Origin of the sequence: Streptomyces sp. NPDC058401, assembly GCF_042722885.1 — a bacterium.
Classification (GTDB): Bacteria; Actinomycetota; Actinomycetes; order Streptomycetales; family Streptomycetaceae; genus Streptomyces.
Genome location: NZ_JBHXKA010000093.1, coordinates 17,150 through 32,608, shown reverse-complemented (window position 1 = coordinate 32,608; position 15,459 = coordinate 17,150). Strand labels below are relative to the sequence as shown.

Sequence of the window (15,459 nt, the reverse complement as noted above, 5' to 3'; positions counted from 1 at the left end):
GGTCCGGGTTCGCCATCCCCCGCCCCACGACCTGAAGTCTGGAGGAGACTCCAACGCCTGTGCCCCGGTTACAAGCTCGTGATCACAAGCGCGAGGCGATGTCGGCAATCGCTGTGGCAACGGCTGCTGCACTCGGAAGAGTGTTCCCGATGCTCTCCAACGCAGCACGAACACGGCCGACCTCACGCTCGGCAGGTGGCAGAACCATTTCGCCCTCCACCTCCGCCGCATCCCTCTCCAGTCGACGACGGGCACCCTCAGGCAAGGTGCTGCCCATCTCCGTCACAAGCTGGACAAGCCGTTCCACCAGCGCCGCATCAGTCGGCGAGGAGATAGCCTGCTGCCCCTGGACGCCCCCCATGTTCACGACCGGGTTGGCCATGGTCGATGCGTCTCCGGTCTGCATTTGGCCCACAGCTCCGGCAATGTGAATATTCGGCTTTTCGTTTGCCATGTCTCTTGCGTCCCCTCCGTGATGATCGAGACAGCGGCGCCCCTTGGTGGTCAGCCGGAGAGACTGTCCAACGATCTCAACCAGTTCTCTATCGCGAGCCATTGCTACGGCGTTCTCAATCTCCAGCCAGGAAATCGCAACACCGTCCAGCGGGTAGAACTCCAGCGCAGGGCCGTACGCTTTCTCGGTTTGAATCCGCTTCAGAGCGTCCTCGATGCTCGGACGTCGAAGCCAGCCGTTTTTGTAGACCCCCAGCTCGGGGTGTTCATCGTCCAGCCAGCGCATGAGATACGCCAGCACACGCCAGCGCCGGACACTCTCGTAGTTAGGCTCCGCCCTAGCCCGGATACGGTCATCGCGTGCTGCCTGCTCCTCACGCATCTCTGCCAGGATTTCTCGATCTTCTCTTTGTCTCTCTTCCTCATCAGCTATCGCGCGTCGACGGGCCTCCTCACGAGCACGCTTCTGTGCCTCCTGTGCCTCCTGCGCCTCCATGGCACGGCGCTCCCGAGCGATGCGGCGACGCTTCTCCCGCGGAGTCAAACTATGGAGCACCGCAATACCTACTGCCAGGGTCGGCACCCCGATCACCAGGGCGACGAGGCCGCCGATCAGTGGGAGGAACAGAGGATCGGTCAGCGGAGCAAACAAGTCCAGGGCAAGGTCCACGCAGGGAATCTAAAGCCCAGGACATGACGTCGGAAGATGCGAGTTCGCACCGAGCTCTGACCAGCAGAGGGCAATGACCTCACCCGGCATCAGCCCCGGGCGCTCTCACAGCGCGAACAGATCAGCTAGGTGACCGTTCCAACGAGATGAGGCTGTCCATCCTGGCAACTGCCCATCTCCAGGCCCGCCAGCTCGACCAGGGCCTCGAGTTGGGCTATCGCTCCGTAGACATCCTCGCCCGCGTCCAGTCGAGCCGGGCCAAGGACTACGTCCGCGAGTTCAACACCGCCCTCGCCCCCTGGCGCCGCGAGCCGGCCGTCCGCGAGTTCATCCACCGCACCCGCATTGAGCTCTCCATCGCCGCCTGACTGGTGGCGTTTTGGGCTTGTCCTGCCCGCAAAACGGGCAGGACAAGCCCAGGTGGCGGGACTACGAGCCGGGCTCGGGTGCTGGGCGCAAGGCCACCACCGGAGCTCGCCTGCGGCTTTGCTGACCACGGAGCTGATCGTTCTCAAGGGTGAGGACATTCACCACCCGGGCGAACATGTCGATCTCGGCGCTCTGTCGCTTGTTCTCCTCGAGCACCGCGGCAAGTCGCTCCTTGGTCTTCTTCAGCTCGTCCCTCAGCTTGCGCTCGCTGTCTGGGACCTGCCCTTGTGCTCGGACCCTCGCGTAGAACTCGTCCTTGAGGTCCGTGTGCCGGTGGGTGAGGACGTGGCGCTTCACGTCGGCCTCGGCGGCCAGCGCGAGGATGGTCAGGGCTCCGCCGGATCGCAGCGGGGTGCCTGCCAGCAGCCGGTCCATCGCGGCTCGGATACTCTCCCGCTCCTTGTCTAGGCTCACAGCTCGGCCCCCGATCCGGCGAGGACACGGTCGTTGTCGTGCTGGTCAGCGAGTTCGATCAGCCCTTGGGCTCGCTCCTGCATCCGGTCTGTCAGTGGTTCGGGGGCCAGTCCGGAGGAGGCTTGCCATTCCAGGTTGTCGGCGGCTTCCCTCAGCTGACGTGCATGGGTGTCGGTGCGGGCGATGTTCGCGCAGTTGAGCTTGCAGCGGTCCAGGCTCGGTGCTTCGTTCTTGCCGCCGCGGCCGGGGTGGCAGAGCGCTTTGGCGCGGTCGTAGTTGCAGAACAGGAAGGCCTCCTTGTTCTCGAAGACATTCAGGGTCGGGTCGGCCAGCAGGCTCCGGGCCTGGCGGACGGAGGTGATGATCCCGCCGAAGCGGTGATGCTCATGTGCTGCGGAATGGATCAGGCGCCTCGCGGCTGGGCCGGAGATGCCTTCGCCGTCCTGGATGGCCTCGTGGACCTCGCTGAGGTGTTCGGCGACGTTGCGGGCCGTCTCGAAGTCCAGCAGGTCGTGAATACCGCCACGCGAGCGCGAACCGTAGCCTTCACTGACGAGCGTGCGCATGTGCCCGTACTGGACTGCGAGAGCCACTAGGCCGCCGGGACGGCGGGCAATGTGCCAGGCCAGGGTCCGGCGGAAGCGGCTGGTGCCGATCGGGCCATGCGGGTCCTCCGGGATCATCTCCGCCTCGCGTCCCCGGCCCTCCGCGTGGGTGTTGACCCACTGGGTGAACCGCTCAATACGATTGTTGAGAGTGGAGAGTTGGAGCGACCGGCCACTTCGGCGCTCAGGTTGGCGCTTGTCGTGGGTTTCCGCGGCGAACAACAGACCACCGCCGCTGAACCGCTCCAGCACTCTCACGGCCCTCACGGCCTGCGGGACCGCAACCCAGGGCGCCTCGCGTACCACTCCGGCAGAGTCGTGATTGCCGTCCTCGTCGGTGGCGATCTTGAATATCCGCCCGTAGATGAGGTGCTTCTGAGGTGCCTCGGGTGGGCCTTCCGGGTCCGGGCAGCAACCACTTTGCAGGCCCAGGATCTCCCCGGTCCTCATCCCGGTCAGGTAGCAGAGGACGATGAGACACGCCGTGGTGAGATGCCGCACCAGCTTGTCGATGCCGTCGAAGGTGAACGGCTCGTGCCAGGGCTCGCCGCCCAGCGTGGCGGTGACTGGTGCATCGAGTTGGCACGGACCATGGTTCTGGGCGGTGTAGGCCCTCCAGTGTGGTTTGCGCATGACCTGGTGAACCTTCGGGCGTGGTGTCCCGGTGACTGCGGCCAGGAATATCCCCGCGCCGGCCAGCTGGTTCCCATTGCGGGCTGTCACCGGGACCGGCCGTCCCTCGGTTTCCAACCTCTCCAGGAATGCCTCGAGTGCGTCTCCGGAGTCGGGTAGCAGCGGGCCGTTCGCGGCATCGGCAGCCTTGATCAGGCGGCGGAACTCGTCGTGGGCGGTCAAGATGTCCTCGGCGTACTCCTCGACGAATCTCAGGGCCCAGACCAGCAGCGGCCCCATCGTCGCCGGAGTGATCGGCTCGGTGCTGTTCTCGCCTCCCAGGGGTGAGGCCGGTGGCAGGTAGTCATCCATGCCCTCAGCCACCCAGGGCGGCTCGACCATCTGATCTGACGGCTGCAGGAAGCTCCGTCCGTAGTAGTGCAGCCGGGCGAGCCCCGTCAGGTGACTCGATGCTGTGTTGCGGGCCAGGCCCCGGGTCTTGGCCAGGTAGAAGGCGAAGTCCGCCAAGTCCTCTGTGCCCAGGTCGGCAAGGCGGGTGATGCCCCGGCTATCCAGCCAGGCTGCGAACATCGCCCACTGGTTAACCGTCATCTTGATCCGGCCTGCGCTGAGCTTGGCTCGCATGGCGATGCCGTGCCGGGCCAGCTCCTGGTCCGGCAGCGGGTGGTTGATGAACGTCCAGGCGGCGAAACGGAACGTCTCTCTGAAGGTGTCGGAAAACCAATGCCAGCGGATGCAGTCGTCCGATGCGGACGGGTTCTGTGTCAGCGCCAGTACCGACCAGATGGGATCGCCGTAGCGGGGGACTGAGTCGCGGCGCCCTTCGGCCGCCCGATCGGGGTCGAACACGAACGTGTCGGCCGCTGGCGGTCTGAAGAGGGGGTTCAGGGCCAAGCTCATGCGTCGAACCCCCGCTTCAGCAGCTGGTCGATGACCTCGCGTTCGCGTTTGCTGGCCTTTTCCAACGCGTCGCTCCACTCGGTATCGGTGAAATCGGGGGCCTTCCGCAGATCTCGCAGCCGCATGTAGGGAGCCCGCCAGTCCTGGTCCCATACCTCTGGCGCGAGCACCGCCTTGAGCTCGTCCAACACATGCAGCAGATAGGCCAGCCGCGGCAGATGCCGAGGAGTGATCACGGCGTTCGGGCAGGCCGTACAGAGCAGGAACGAAGCCCGGCAGGACACGCCTTGTTCACCGAACGGGCTGTGTGTGTAGTCACTGCAGCTGGCAGTCGCCGTGTCCTGCCGTGTATCCGTGTCGGCCCGGCTGATCTGGGCCCTGAAGGACTCGTGGGCCGAGTCGATCGCATCCACGATCCCGTCGACGATCACTGGCTGTGCGGTGGCGTGCGTGCGTGGATCGGGCAGGACATAGACGGCATCGTGGGTGTCCTGGCTGTGCTGGGTGGGCTGGCGCTCATGCGCGATCACCACGGTCTTCCGCAGTCGCCTCAGATTGAGGGAGAGCCCATCGCCCAGTGACCGTCCCCAACCGCGTTGGGCACGGGCGTCGGCGCGGTGAAGAGGGCCATCGAACAGAGCGGCGATTCCCTCGCCGTAGGCGACCCGCCGCTGAGCCATCCGCCAGACGACCAGCCTGTCGGTGGGCGCCCCAAAATTCACCAGGGCCTCCCTTGCAGGAGCCGTGGCCTCAATCGCGTGTGTGATCAGCCGGCCAGGCGAGTCGGCGCCCCAGTCAGCCAGGTTCCGGCTCTCGTATCGATTGGTCTTGCCTCGGCGCCGCTTCTCCAGCTCGATCCGGTAGATGACCTGCCCCTCACCCGCGTCCGGCGTTGCCAGGGGAACCTTCATCTCCATGATCGATGTGGCATTCCAGCCATGCGCCGCGATCAACAGGGCCACCAGCGCGGATGCCTCTTCGGTGGTCATGAACAACCGCATCCAGGTGTCTTCGACCCGATCGCTCCCCATGGCCTCGGTGTAGCGAGAATCCGGCCGCTGGCGTCCCCGCCGGCTTATGTAGAACGGCGTCTCACCCGTGCGCATCAGGTGGTCCAGAGCCTTGCCCAGCAGCCAGTCCTTGGAGCCCTCTTCGAACCGACCCGCCCGCCAATCCTGGAGGTGCTTCCAGTTGGCTCGGATCCGGTGCAGAGCCTGACGGAACTTCTGCGTGGCAGCGAGCTTGATCCGGTCGAACTCATCGTCGGTATAGGCGAACTCCGTACTCGTCGGCTTCGGGATTCGCCTCTTCATCCGGTTCCGGGTCTCCTCGGGCACCTCGGGATGGGTCCTGAGCAACCGGGCCACCTTCCCGATCTGCCTTGCGCCTGCGGAATCCGGTGTCCTGCTCAATCTCCAAGCCGTCCAGATCTCCGGCGCCAAGTCACCCAGGAGCTCCGGCGTCTGGACCTGGTCGGCCAGGAAGTCGCTGAAGTAGCGCAAGACCCGCCAGGTCTCCTCACTGGACGGAATCCTCTTCCAAGCGCCCGTGGAGTCGCACTGAGCTGCGAAGACCTCCGCCAGCTCACGCTGAAGCCGCGGACCGACCGCCAGCTGGGCGAAGTCGTAACTGGCCTTCCCCACGCCGTCTTCGGCGGTGTGCCAAACCAGGAGTTCACCGGCCGCAAGCGGCGGCTTGCGGTGGTGCCCGGCGTCTCCGGGCAGGGAAGCGCGTCGTCCTCGTGTGCTCATATCAGTTCCTCGCTGTCCAGGACGCGCTCCGACATTTTCGCGATCCGGGACAGAAGCTCGTTGGTGCCCGGGTCGGCCTCGTCCATCAGCAGGGACCGAATCTGCAGGTCCGAGACGGGAGCGAGGTAGATCTTGCGAGTCGTTTCCTCGCTTGTGTGATCAAGTAGGTCCTTGACCATGCGCCAGGCGTCTCCGTAGAGCAGGCGGAAGTCCCGCCTCTCTTCCGGGGTAAGCCCGAACCGCTTGTCCAGTGCGTGCATCAGGGCGACCAGCATCTTCAGAGCGAAGGAATGCCTGGCCATGTGGGGTGTGAAGTAGGGCGGCTGAGCAACTTTGCCTTTCAAGACCTTCTGGCACCGTTGGGACGCAGCTCGGTAGACCGCTTCCCAGGAATGCGGCAGGAACGGCCTTCCGTCCTCCGACAGCCACAACCACAACGGCTCCAGGCCGCCGTCGCCCTCGGTGAACAAGCGCTGGCGTTCCTCGACGTCCAGGGAGGTCAGGTCCCGCTCGACCAGCCGTCCCTTCTCGTCCCGGATGTGCAGGATCGACCCGCGCCAGCCAGACCGGCTTTCCAGGACCCAGATGTCGTCCATCGCCTCGTAACGGCCCTTGGCCTGGGCTCTGCGGATCCCTGACCGCCGCGTTGTCCGCTCGTAGGCGGCAATTGACCGTAGATCCTCGAACGCAACATAGAAGGTTCGCTCACGCCGGCTCTTGGTAGCCGCCTTCCCCAAGCGACCGTCGAAGTACCGTTTCATGGTCTCGGCCAGGGCCGGAACCTCGAAGGTGAGCAAGGAAGCCCCCTCCGACAGTCGCATCCCCGACGAGAACAGCAGGTCGGAGTAGGCCGCGTTCCGGTCGTCATTACGGCCCCGAAAGGACGGATCGCGCCGCCCATCGGCGGTGTAGCCGCGCAGCCCCACGTCCCTCCACAACCGGTAGGCCCGGGGCGTCAGCCACTTCACATTGCTTGACCGCACGCCCTTTGCCAGCTGGGCCGGGACGCTCGCCGTCTCGCCGTTTCGGCCCATCACCTCGCGCATGAGGACCGGGTTCACCGCGACGTACTTCTTCGCTGTTGCCCACTTGTAGAGACGGGCCAACGCCGTGAGTTCGCGGTCCCACTTCGCACCACTGATCCGCCGGGGGTTCCGGGGAGACCAGCGCCGCCAGTCCTCAAAATCAAGCAGATCTTCAACCTCGGCGTCGCACCAGTTCTTGCCCCGCTGCCAGAGGAAGTTGAAGAACAGGCAGCAGTCCCCGGAGTAGTTCCGTCGTGTCGATCTCGCCAGGTGAGCGAACGCCGACCGCGACGTGTACAACGTCAGCCGCGGGTCCGCCTGGTGGTGCGGGTCCGTGAAGAACACGTCTCCGGGGTCGATCCGGGCGGCCTCCTCACGCGCATCAAGGTCAGCCCACGCCCGCAGCAACGGGTGATCACTCATAGCAGCGACATGCCGTCTCGTCACCCAGTGCACTTGCCACGTCTTACTCAACACAGCCCTCCCGCCCACAACACGAACTGATGCAACACGTTGATTCAATAGGGAAGTCCTCGCACTGGGTGTAGATCCAGTCGGGCGGCGGCCAGCCCTTGACCGTACGAGTGACCAGCGGCGGCCTCAGTACGGCGAGGAGCAGCACCACGGCCAGGGCGGGGGCGAGCCATCGCCCACGGCCGAACCGCCTGCCGAGCACCACCACCGCGCAGGTGGCCGCGCCGAGCAGCAACCCTCCGCCCACCCCGCCGGGCCAGCCCAGCTCCGCCCCGGGCAGTCCCGCCCCGCCCCGGGCCACCGCGGCGATCCACCCGGCGGGCACGCCCGCGCACCGGGCCAGCAGCTCGGCCACCGGCCGGCACACCGGGGCCGCCGCCAGCGCGGCGAACCCCAGGACGGTCGCCGGTCCCGCCGCCAGCTCGGCCAGCAGGTTGCAGGGCACCGCCACCAGGCTCACCCGGGCCGACAGCACCGCGACGACCGGCGCGCACACCGCCTGGGCCGCCGCCGCGGCCGCCAGTGCCTCGGCCAACCGGGGCCGCATCCCGCGCCGCTGCAGGGCCCCGCTCCACCGGGGAGCCAGCGTCAGCAGGGCCCCGGTGGCCAGGACGGAGAGCAGGAAGCCGTAGCTCCGGGCCAGCCAGGGGTCGTAGAGCACCAGCAGCAGGACGGCGGCGGCCAGTGCCGGGATCAGGGATCTGCGCCGCCCGGTGGCGATGGCCAGCAGGGTGACAGAGCCGCAGGCCGCCGCCCGCAGCACGCTGGGCTCGGGGCGGCACACCACCACGAAGGCCAGGGTCAGGGCCGCCCCGCACAGGGCCGTCGCCCGCAGCGAGAGCCCCAGCCGCGGCGCCAGCCCGCCCCGCTCGGCCCGCTGCGCGCGGGCCGGGGCTCCGATGAGCAGGAAGAGGACCACGGTCAGGTTGGAGCCGGAGACGGCCAGCAGGTGCAGCAGATCGGTGGCCCGGAAGGCGTCGTGCAGGTCGGGCTCCACCCGGGAGGTGTCCCCGACCACCAGCCCGGGCAGCAGGGCCCTGGCGTCCGGTGCCAGCCCGTCGGTGACCTCGCGCAGCCCGGCCCGCAGCCGCCCGGCGATCCGCTGCACGGTGTCCGGACCGCCGGTCACCCGCGGCGGGGCGTCCCCGGCCGGCCGGAGCAGGGCGACGGCCCGCTCCCCGCTCCGCGCCGGGGCCAGCCGGGCCACCACCGCGACCCGCATGGAGGGCTGCAACCGGGCCCACCCCGGATGTCCGGCGAGCACCCGCACCGGGGTCGACACCCGGGTCCGGGCACCGTCGGGCCCGGTCACCCCGGTCACCACCGCGTCGAGCAGCACCACCGGCGGCCCGCTCCCGGTCCGGGCCGTCCGCGGATCGGAGTCCACGGTGAGATCCGCGAGCACCCTGGCCTGGTCCCGGGCCAGCTCCGGGACCGGCCCGGCCCTCGCCTCGGCCCGCTGGAGCCCCGCCACCCCGGCCCCGGCGGCCGCGCACAGCAGGACCGCCGCCACGGCCGTGCGGACCGGCGCGGAGCGCCTGCGGCCGGCCAGCATCAGCAGCCCGGCCGCACCCACCCCGAGCCCCGCCGCCGCGACGCTCGCCCCGACGGATACTCCGAGCCCCACGGCGGCCGCCCCCCAGACGGCGAGCGCGGGCCCCACCAGCCGCAAATCGACCGGCCCCACGTCCCCGGCCCCGGACTCCGGCCGCGCCGAACCTCCCTCACCCGCCCCCGGCCCGGCCGGACCCGGCCCCGGTCCCCCGTGCCGGTTCACGGCCGCACCAGCTCGCGCAGATCGGCGAACCGGCGCTCACCGATCCCGTTGACCTGCCGGAGCTCCTCCACGGAGCGGAAGCCCCCGCGCGCCGTGCGGAAGTCCACGATGTGCTGCGCGAGCACCGGGCCGACCCCCGGCAGGCCGTCCAGCTGCTCGGCCGTGGCCGTGCCGAGGCTCAGCGGGCCCGCGGCCGGGCCGCCCCGGCCCGTGGGCGCCGGCGGGGCGGGAGCGCCCACCAGTACCTGTTCGCCGTCCATCAGGACGCGGGCCCGGTTCAGGCCGGTGGTGTCCGTCCCGGGCCGCACTCCCCCGGCGGCGGCCAGGGCGTCCTCCACGCGCGAGCCGGCAGGCAGCTTGCGCACCCCCGGGTCCCGGACCTTGCCGCTGACGTCCACCAGGATGGGGCCGCCGCCGGGGCCCGCCCGCGCCACGGTCGGGGCCGGCAGGGCGGCTGCCGCGGGGGCCACCACGGCGGGTGCGGTCACCGGCCGGGGCCGGGCGGCCCCGTACTGCTGAGCGGCGAACCCGACGGCCACGACGAGCACCACCGAGACGGCTGCCACCGTGCGCGGCTCCACGCCGCAGCGGGTGTGCAGCCACAAGGGCAGCCGCTCCCGCACCGCGAGCCACCGCAAAGCCCCACCGGACACCTCCCGCCCCTCGGGCGGAACCACCGCCTCACCCCCGGCCGCCGCCTCACCCCGGGCAGGCTCCCCGGCCCGGCCCGCCGGATCGCCCCTACCCGCCGGATCGTGCCCGCCCGCCGGATCGTGCCCGCCCACCGGATTACGCCGGACCGACAGATCACGCCGGACCGGCGGATCCAGCAGGCCGGGCGGGTCCGGCCGGGCCGCACCCCCACCCCCGGGCTCCGGTCCGGCCGGGGCCTCCCCCACCGGCGGCGGAGCGCCCGGAGGACGGCCCGCTCCGAGCAGGGCCTCGGCCCGGCGCCGCACCGCCACGGGGTCGGGGCGGCCCGGCCGCTGTCCGCGGCGATGCCGCAGACGGCCGTCGGAGAGGCGGGAACGGCCGGGGCCACTGGTGGCGCCGGCGGGACCTGAAGTGCGTGTACGAAGAGTCATGCCACGACGTTAGGGCCGCTCCGCGACACGCGTTCGGAAGCTTCAATTCCGGTGGATGACCCGGGCCTTGTGGATATCTCCGTGACCCGATCCGGTGATCAGCGCGGGGAGACGACCGCCGCCAGCAACCCCGGTCCGGTGTGCGCCCCGATCACCGCGCCGACCTCGCTGACGTGCAGCTCGACCAGCCCGGGGATGCGCTCGCGAAGCCGCTGCGCCAGCTTCTCGGCGCGTTCCGGGGCCGCGAGGTGGTGCACGGCCACGTCGACGGGGCCGGAGCCGGCGCGCTCGACGGCCAGCTCTTCCAGGCGGGCTATGGCCTTGGAGGCCGTCCGCACCTTCTCCAGCATCTCGATCCGGCCGCCGTCCAGCGTCAGCAGCGGTTTGACCGCGAGCGCCGAGCCGAGCAGGGCCTGCGCGGCCCCGATGCGGCCGCCGCGGCGCAGGTAGTCGAGGGTGTCGACATAGAAGTACGCGGACATGCCCGCGGCCCGCTTCTCGGCGGCGGCCACGGCTTCGTCGAGGGAACCCCCGGCTTCGGCCACCTCCGCCGCGGCCAGCGCGCAGAAGCCGAGGGCCATGGCGACCATGCCGGTGTCGACGACGCGGACGGGCACCGGGGCGGTCTTCGCGGCGAGCACGGCGGCGTCGTAGGTGCCGGAGAACTCCGCCGACAGGTGCAGGCTGACGATGCCGGTCGCACCGGCCTCCACGGCCGCCCGGTAGGCCCGGACGAAGTCCTCGGGGCTGGGGCGGGAGGTGGTGACCGAGCGGCGCTTCTGCAGGGCCAGGGCCAGGCTCCTGGCGGAAATCTCGGTGCCCTCTTCCAGGGCCTCGTCGCCGAGGACCACGGTCAGCGGGACGGAGATGATTCCGTGCCGCGCCATGGCCGGTTGGGGCAGGTAGGCCGTGGAATCCGTGACGATCGCGACATGGCGGGACATGAGGCGGAGGTTACCGGCAGCGGGGGTGTTCCGGCAGCCCGGGTCCGTCGGCGGGCCTCCGGCCGCGGTTCCGGGTGGCCTCCGGCCCGCCATCCCGCCGGGCTGGGGCCGGGCACTGCGGGGCGAGGTCCCCTACCCGCCCTTCCACCGTTCCCAGGGCTCGGCCCTGACCCGGTCCTCAAGCGCCGGACGGGCTGAAAGATCCTGGGGCTCCGCCCCGGACCCCGGTCCTCAAGCGCCGGACGGCTGAAGAGACCAAGCGCCGGACGGGCTGGAAGGGGTGCTCAGGTCGTCGCCTCCGGGCGGCGGGTCTTCTGCCAGGGGTACTGGGGGGTCGGTGCGGGCTCCGTGAGGGCCGCCGGCTCCGGGGTGTTCCATGCGGGAGGCGTGGGGGTCGACTGGAGGAAGTCCTCGGCCGGGGTGCGGGACCAGTCCCGCAGGGCGCCCGATTCGACGTCGATCTGGGCCGCCAGATGCGACAGGTCGTCCTCCGCGAAGCGCCGGGCGCGGTCACGCGCCGCCCAGCGGAGCGAGTCCGACGCCTGCGTGATCTGCGCCGTGCGCTCCCGCAGGTCCGGCAGGACCGCCGCGATCCGCTGCCGGTCGGGCTCCGCCTCCAGGCGCTTCAGCTCGTCGTCGAGTTCGTGCCCGTGCGCGCTCAGCCGCTCGAACAGCCCGATCGACTCCTTCAGCGAGGCGTCCGTCTGGACCCCCTGGTACAGCGCCTGCTGCGTCGCCCGCATCGAGTTCCGCAGGTCGAGCCGGAGCGTGGCCAGCGCGCCCGGGACGCCGACCTGGCCGAAGCTGCGGGCCTTCAGGGTGGTGTCCTCCACCGTGCGGCGGGCCTGGGTGATGGTCCGGTCCACGCCGCGCGCGGTGGCTTTGACCACCTTGGTCGTCACGTAGACACCGAGCCCCAGGAAGGCGAACAGCAGCACCAGGGCCACGATGATAAAAGCCGCCTCCATGAGGGTCCCTTCCCCAGCCGATTACGTCCCTTCCACCGTAAACGCCACGGGCAGGCTGCGGGTTCCAATCGAACCCCCAACCTGCCCGTACGGGAATACCCCTAGACCGTCGGACGGATGTGCGTCAGACGGCGTCACCCGGAGACGTCAGACGACGATGTTCACCAGCTTCGGCGCGCGCACGATCACCTTGCGGATCTCCGCCCCGCCCAGCGCCGCCACGACCGTCTCGTCGCCCAGCGCCAGCTGCTCCAGCTCGGTGTCGGAGATGGCCGGGGACACCTCCAGGCGGGCCTTGACCTTGCCCTTGATCTGGACGACGCACGTGACGGTCTCGTCCACGACGTACGCCGGGTCCGCGACCGGGAAGTCCTGGTGGACGACCGATTCGGCGTGGCCCAGCCGCTGCCACAGCTCCTCGGCGATGTGCGGCGCCAGCGGGGCCACCAGCAGCACCAGCCGCTCCGCGACCGAACGCTCCAGCGGCCGGCCCGCCTTCGTCAGGGTGTTGTTCAGCTCGGTGATCTTCGCGATGGCGGTGTTGAACCGCAGTCCGGCCATGTCGCCGCCGACCCCGTCGATCGCCTTGTGCAGCGCGCGCAGGGTGGCCTCGTCCGGCTCCCCGTCGACGACCGTCACGGCGCCCGTCTCCTCGTCCACCACGTTGCGCCACAGGCGCTGCAGCAGCCGGTACTGGCCGACGACGGCACGGGTGTCCCAGGGACGCGAGACGTCCAGCGGGCCCATCGCCATCTCGTACAGGCGCAGGGTGTCCGCGCCGTACTCCTCGCAGATCTCGTCCGGGGTGACGGCGTTCTTCAGGGACTTGCCCATCTTGCCGTGCTCACGCTTGACCGGCTCGCCCTGGTAGAAGTAGCCGCCGTCGCGCTCCTCGACCTCGGCCGCCGGAACGTACACACCGCGCGAGTCGGTGTACGCGTACGCCTGGATCATGCCCTGGTTGAACAGCTTGTGGAACGGCTCCACCGAGGAGACGTGGCCCAGGTCGAACAGCACCTTGGACCAGAAGCGCGCGTACAGCAGGTGCAGCACCGCGTGCTCGGCGCCGCCCACGTACAGGTCGACGCCGCCGTGCGGCTGGCCCTCGCGCGGGCCCATCCAGTACTGCTCGATCTCCGGGTCGACCAGGGCCGAGCCGTTGTTCGGGTCCAGGTAGCGCAGCTCGTACCAGCAGGAGCCGGCCCAGTTCGGCATGGTGTTGGTCTCGCGCCGGTACGAACGCACCCCGCGCCCGTCGCCCAGGTCCAGCTCGACGTTCACCCATTCCTGGTTGCGCGACAGCGGGGTCTCCGGCTGGGAGGCCGCGTCGTCGGGCTCGAACGTGCGCGGCGAGTAGTCCTCGACCTCCGGCAGCTCCAGCGGCAGCATCGACTCGGGCAGCGGGTGGGCGACGCCGTCCTCGTCGTAGACGATCGGGAAGGGCTCGCCCCAGTAGCGCTGGCGGCTGAACAGCCAGTCGCGCAGCCGGAAGTTGACGGTCCCCTCGCCGATGCCGCGCCCGGTCAGCCAGTCGGTGATCGCGGCCTTGGCCTCGACCACGCCCAGGCCGTCCAGCGTGATGCCCTCGCCCGTGGAGTTGACGATCGTGCCGTCGTACGAGGAGAACGCGCCCTCCCACTCCAGCGGGTCGGCGTCACGGTCGTCCGTGGGCTGGACGACGCAGCGCATCGGCAGCTCGAAGGCGCGCGCGAACTCGAAGTCGCGGCCGTCGTGGGCCGGGACGGCCATGATCGCGCCGGTGCCGTAGCCCATCAGCACGTAGTCGGCGATGAAGACGGGCACCAGGTCGCCGCTGACCGGGTTGGTCGCGTACGCGCCGGTGAAGACGCCGGTCTTGTCCTTGGCCTCGGCCTGCCGCTCGACGTCCGACTTCGCGGCCGCCTGCTTGCGGTACGAGTCCACGGCCTCGGCGGGGGTCGCGTTGCCGCCGGTCCACAGCTGGTGGGTGCCTTCGGGCCACTCGGCCGGGACGATCTTCCCGACCAGCTCGTGCTCGGGGGCCAGCACCATGTAGGTGGCGCCGAACAGCGTGTCGGGGCGGGTGGTGAAGACGGTGATGGCCTCGCCGTCGCCGACCGCGAAGTCCGCGCGCGCGCCCTCGCTGCGGCCGATCCAGTTGCGCTGCTGCAGCTTGATGGCCTCGGGCCAGTCCAGCGCGTCCAGGTCGTCGATCAGGCGGTCGGCGTAGGCCGTGATCCGCATGTTCCACTGGCTCAGCTTGGACTTGAAGACGGGGAAGTTGCCGCGCTCGGACCGGCCGTCGGCGGTGACTTCCTCGTTGGCCAGCACGGTGCCCAGCCCGGGGCACCAGTTGACGGGCGCGTCCGAGGCGTAGGCCAGCCGGTACCCGTTCAGCACGTCGGCCCGCTCGCCCGCGCTCAGCGCGGCCCAGGAGGCCCCGCCGGGCAGCTCGCGGGAGCCGTCCTCGAAGGCGGCGACCAGCTCGGCGATGGGACGGGCCTTGGCGGCGTCCGCGTCGTACCAGGAGTTGTAGATCTGCAGGAAGATCCACTGGGTCCACTTGTAGTAGTCCGGGTCGATCGTCGCGAACGAGCGGCGCTTGTCGTGGCCCAGACCCAGCCGGCGCAGCTGGACCTTCATGTTCTCGATGTTCGCCTCGGTCGACACGCGCGGGTGCGTGCCGGTCTGCACGGCGTACTGCTCGGCCGGCAGGCCGAAGGCGTCGAAGCCCAGGGTGTGCAGGACGTTGTGGCCGGTCATCCGCTGGTGACGGGCGAAGACGTCGGTGGCGATGTACCCGAGCGGGTGGCCGACGTGCAGGCCCGCACCCGAGGGGTACGGGAACATGTCCATGATGAACTTCTTCGGGCGCGCCACGACCGCTGCGTCGCCGGCCAGGTCACCGGTCGGGTTCGGGGCCTCGTAAGTGCCCTGCGCGTCCCATACGTCCTGCCAGCGTGCCTCGATGTCGGCGGCCACGGCAGCCGTGTAACGGTGCGCCTCGGCCGCCTCGGGGGCCGGGGTGTTCGTCTCGCTCATGATTCCTGAAGCTCCATCGATCGTCTCTGCCGGTTCTGCTGCCCAAACGAAAAAACCCCTCGCACAGGAGGGGGCGCCGCGCCGGGCCGACCGCTTCGTGGGGTCGGAACTGTTCAGCGCGGCTCGGTAAGCAGAAGGCGTACGGCACGCATGGCGTCAGGGTACCGCAGCGGCCCCCAGCGGTGCTCTGCCCTTCCGGCCGGTGGACGCACGACGCGGCGCGGGGCGTGACGGGGCACGGGAGACGACGGGGCACAACGAGAAGCGGGGGCCCGGTGGACCGGGGAGAGGGCGATGCCGAAGGCCTCAA

General features: G+C 69.9%; 10 protein-coding genes and 1 pseudogene. 1 reads left to right on the top strand and 10 read right to left on the bottom strand.

Features of this window, described 5'->3' with window-relative positions; all coding sequences use genetic code 11:
- Positions 1–82 precede the first annotated feature (82 nt).
- Complete coding sequence (locus tag ACFWNV_RS28135; RefSeq protein WP_383952398.1) at positions 83–1,123, bottom strand: hypothetical protein; 1,041 nt, start codon at positions 1,121–1,123, stop codon at positions 83–85.
- A 146-nt stretch (positions 1,124–1,269) separates the two neighbouring features.
- Between ACFWNV_RS28135 and ACFWNV_RS28130 the strand changes: the two genes are divergently transcribed.
- Positions 1,270–1,491 carry a hypothetical protein gene (locus ACFWNV_RS28130; protein ID WP_383952396.1) on the top strand — a complete coding sequence of 74 codons (222 nt, stop codon included), beginning with the start codon at positions 1,270–1,272 and terminating at the stop codon, positions 1,489–1,491.
- Positions 1,492–1,552: 61 nt separating this feature from the next.
- Here ACFWNV_RS28130 and ACFWNV_RS28125 read toward each other — a convergent pair whose 3' ends face one another.
- From ACFWNV_RS28125 to leuS, 9 genes and pseudogenes are all read right to left on the bottom strand, one after another.
- The gene (locus ACFWNV_RS28125) at positions 1,553–1,927 is read right to left on the bottom strand and encodes a hypothetical protein (protein WP_383952394.1); all 375 of its coding nucleotides are present in this window, start codon (positions 1,925–1,927) and stop codon (positions 1,553–1,555) included.
- A gap of 35 nt (positions 1,928–1,962) precedes the next feature.
- Positions 1,963–4,104, bottom strand: a complete 2,142-nt coding sequence (locus ACFWNV_RS28120; protein ID WP_383952392.1) for an integrase — start codon at positions 4,102–4,104, stop codon at positions 1,963–1,965.
- Positions 4,101–5,855 carry a hypothetical protein gene (locus tag ACFWNV_RS28115; protein WP_383952390.1) on the bottom strand — a complete coding sequence of 585 codons (1,755 nt, stop codon included), beginning with the start codon at positions 5,853–5,855 and terminating at the stop codon, positions 4,101–4,103. Before ACFWNV_RS28115 ends, ACFWNV_RS28120 begins: the two co-directional genes overlap by 4 nt.
- Positions 5,852–7,303, bottom strand: coding sequence for an integrase (locus ACFWNV_RS28110; RefSeq protein ID WP_383952388.1), 1,452 nt, complete (start codon positions 7,301–7,303; stop codon positions 5,852–5,854). Before ACFWNV_RS28110 ends, ACFWNV_RS28115 begins: the two co-directional genes overlap by 4 nt.
- A 109-nt stretch (positions 7,304–7,412) precedes the next feature.
- Positions 7,413–8,909, bottom strand: a pseudogene (locus ACFWNV_RS28105) (ComEC/Rec2 family competence protein); the annotation flags it as partial.
- 218 nt (positions 8,910–9,127) lie between these two features.
- Positions 9,128–9,784: a helix-hairpin-helix domain-containing protein gene (locus ACFWNV_RS28100; protein WP_383952386.1), complete on the bottom strand. Its 657-nt coding sequence runs from the start codon at positions 9,782–9,784 to the stop codon at positions 9,128–9,130.
- Positions 9,785–10,314: 530 nt separating this feature from the next.
- A complete protein-coding gene (locus tag ACFWNV_RS28095; protein ID WP_383952385.1) occupies positions 10,315–11,160 on the bottom strand; it encodes a DegV family protein in 846 nt (281 codons plus the stop codon).
- 284 nt (positions 11,161–11,444) lie between these two features.
- Complete coding sequence (locus tag ACFWNV_RS28090) at positions 11,445–12,128, bottom strand: hypothetical protein (protein WP_383952383.1); 684 nt, start codon at positions 12,126–12,128, stop codon at positions 11,445–11,447.
- Positions 12,129–12,275: 147 nt separating this feature from the next.
- A complete protein-coding gene (gene leuS, locus ACFWNV_RS28085) occupies positions 12,276–15,149 on the bottom strand; it encodes a leucine--tRNA ligase (RefSeq protein WP_383952381.1) in 2,874 nt (957 codons plus the stop codon).
- Positions 15,150–15,459 lie beyond the last annotated feature (310 nt).

Excerpts from the sequence above, each read along its gene's own strand:
- ACFWNV_RS28130 (WP_383952396.1), top strand. The coding sequence starts at position 1,270 with ATGAGGCTGTCCATCCTGGCAACTGCCCATCTCCAGGCCCGCCAGCTC.
- ACFWNV_RS28125 (WP_383952394.1), bottom strand. The coding sequence starts at position 1,927 with ATGGACCGGCTGCTGGCAGGCACCCCGCTGCGATCCGGCGGAGCCCTG.
- ACFWNV_RS28120 (WP_383952392.1), bottom strand. The coding sequence starts at position 4,104 with ATGAGCTTGGCCCTGAACCCCCTCTTCAGACCGCCAGCGGCCGACACG.
- ACFWNV_RS28115 (WP_383952390.1), bottom strand. The coding sequence starts at position 5,855 with ATGAGCACACGAGGACGACGCGCTTCCCTGCCCGGAGACGCCGGGCAC.
- ACFWNV_RS28110 (WP_383952388.1), bottom strand. The coding sequence starts at position 7,303 with ATGAGTGATCACCCGTTGCTGCGGGCGTGGGCTGACCTTGATGCGCGT.
- ACFWNV_RS28095 (WP_383952385.1), bottom strand. The coding sequence starts at position 11,160 with ATGTCCCGCCATGTCGCGATCGTCACGGATTCCACGGCCTACCTGCCC.
- ACFWNV_RS28090 (WP_383952383.1), bottom strand. The coding sequence starts at position 12,128 with ATGGAGGCGGCTTTTATCATCGTGGCCCTGGTGCTGCTGTTCGCCTTC.
- leuS (WP_383952381.1), bottom strand. The coding sequence starts at position 15,149 with ATGAGCGAGACGAACACCCCGGCCCCCGAGGCGGCCGAGGCGCACCGT.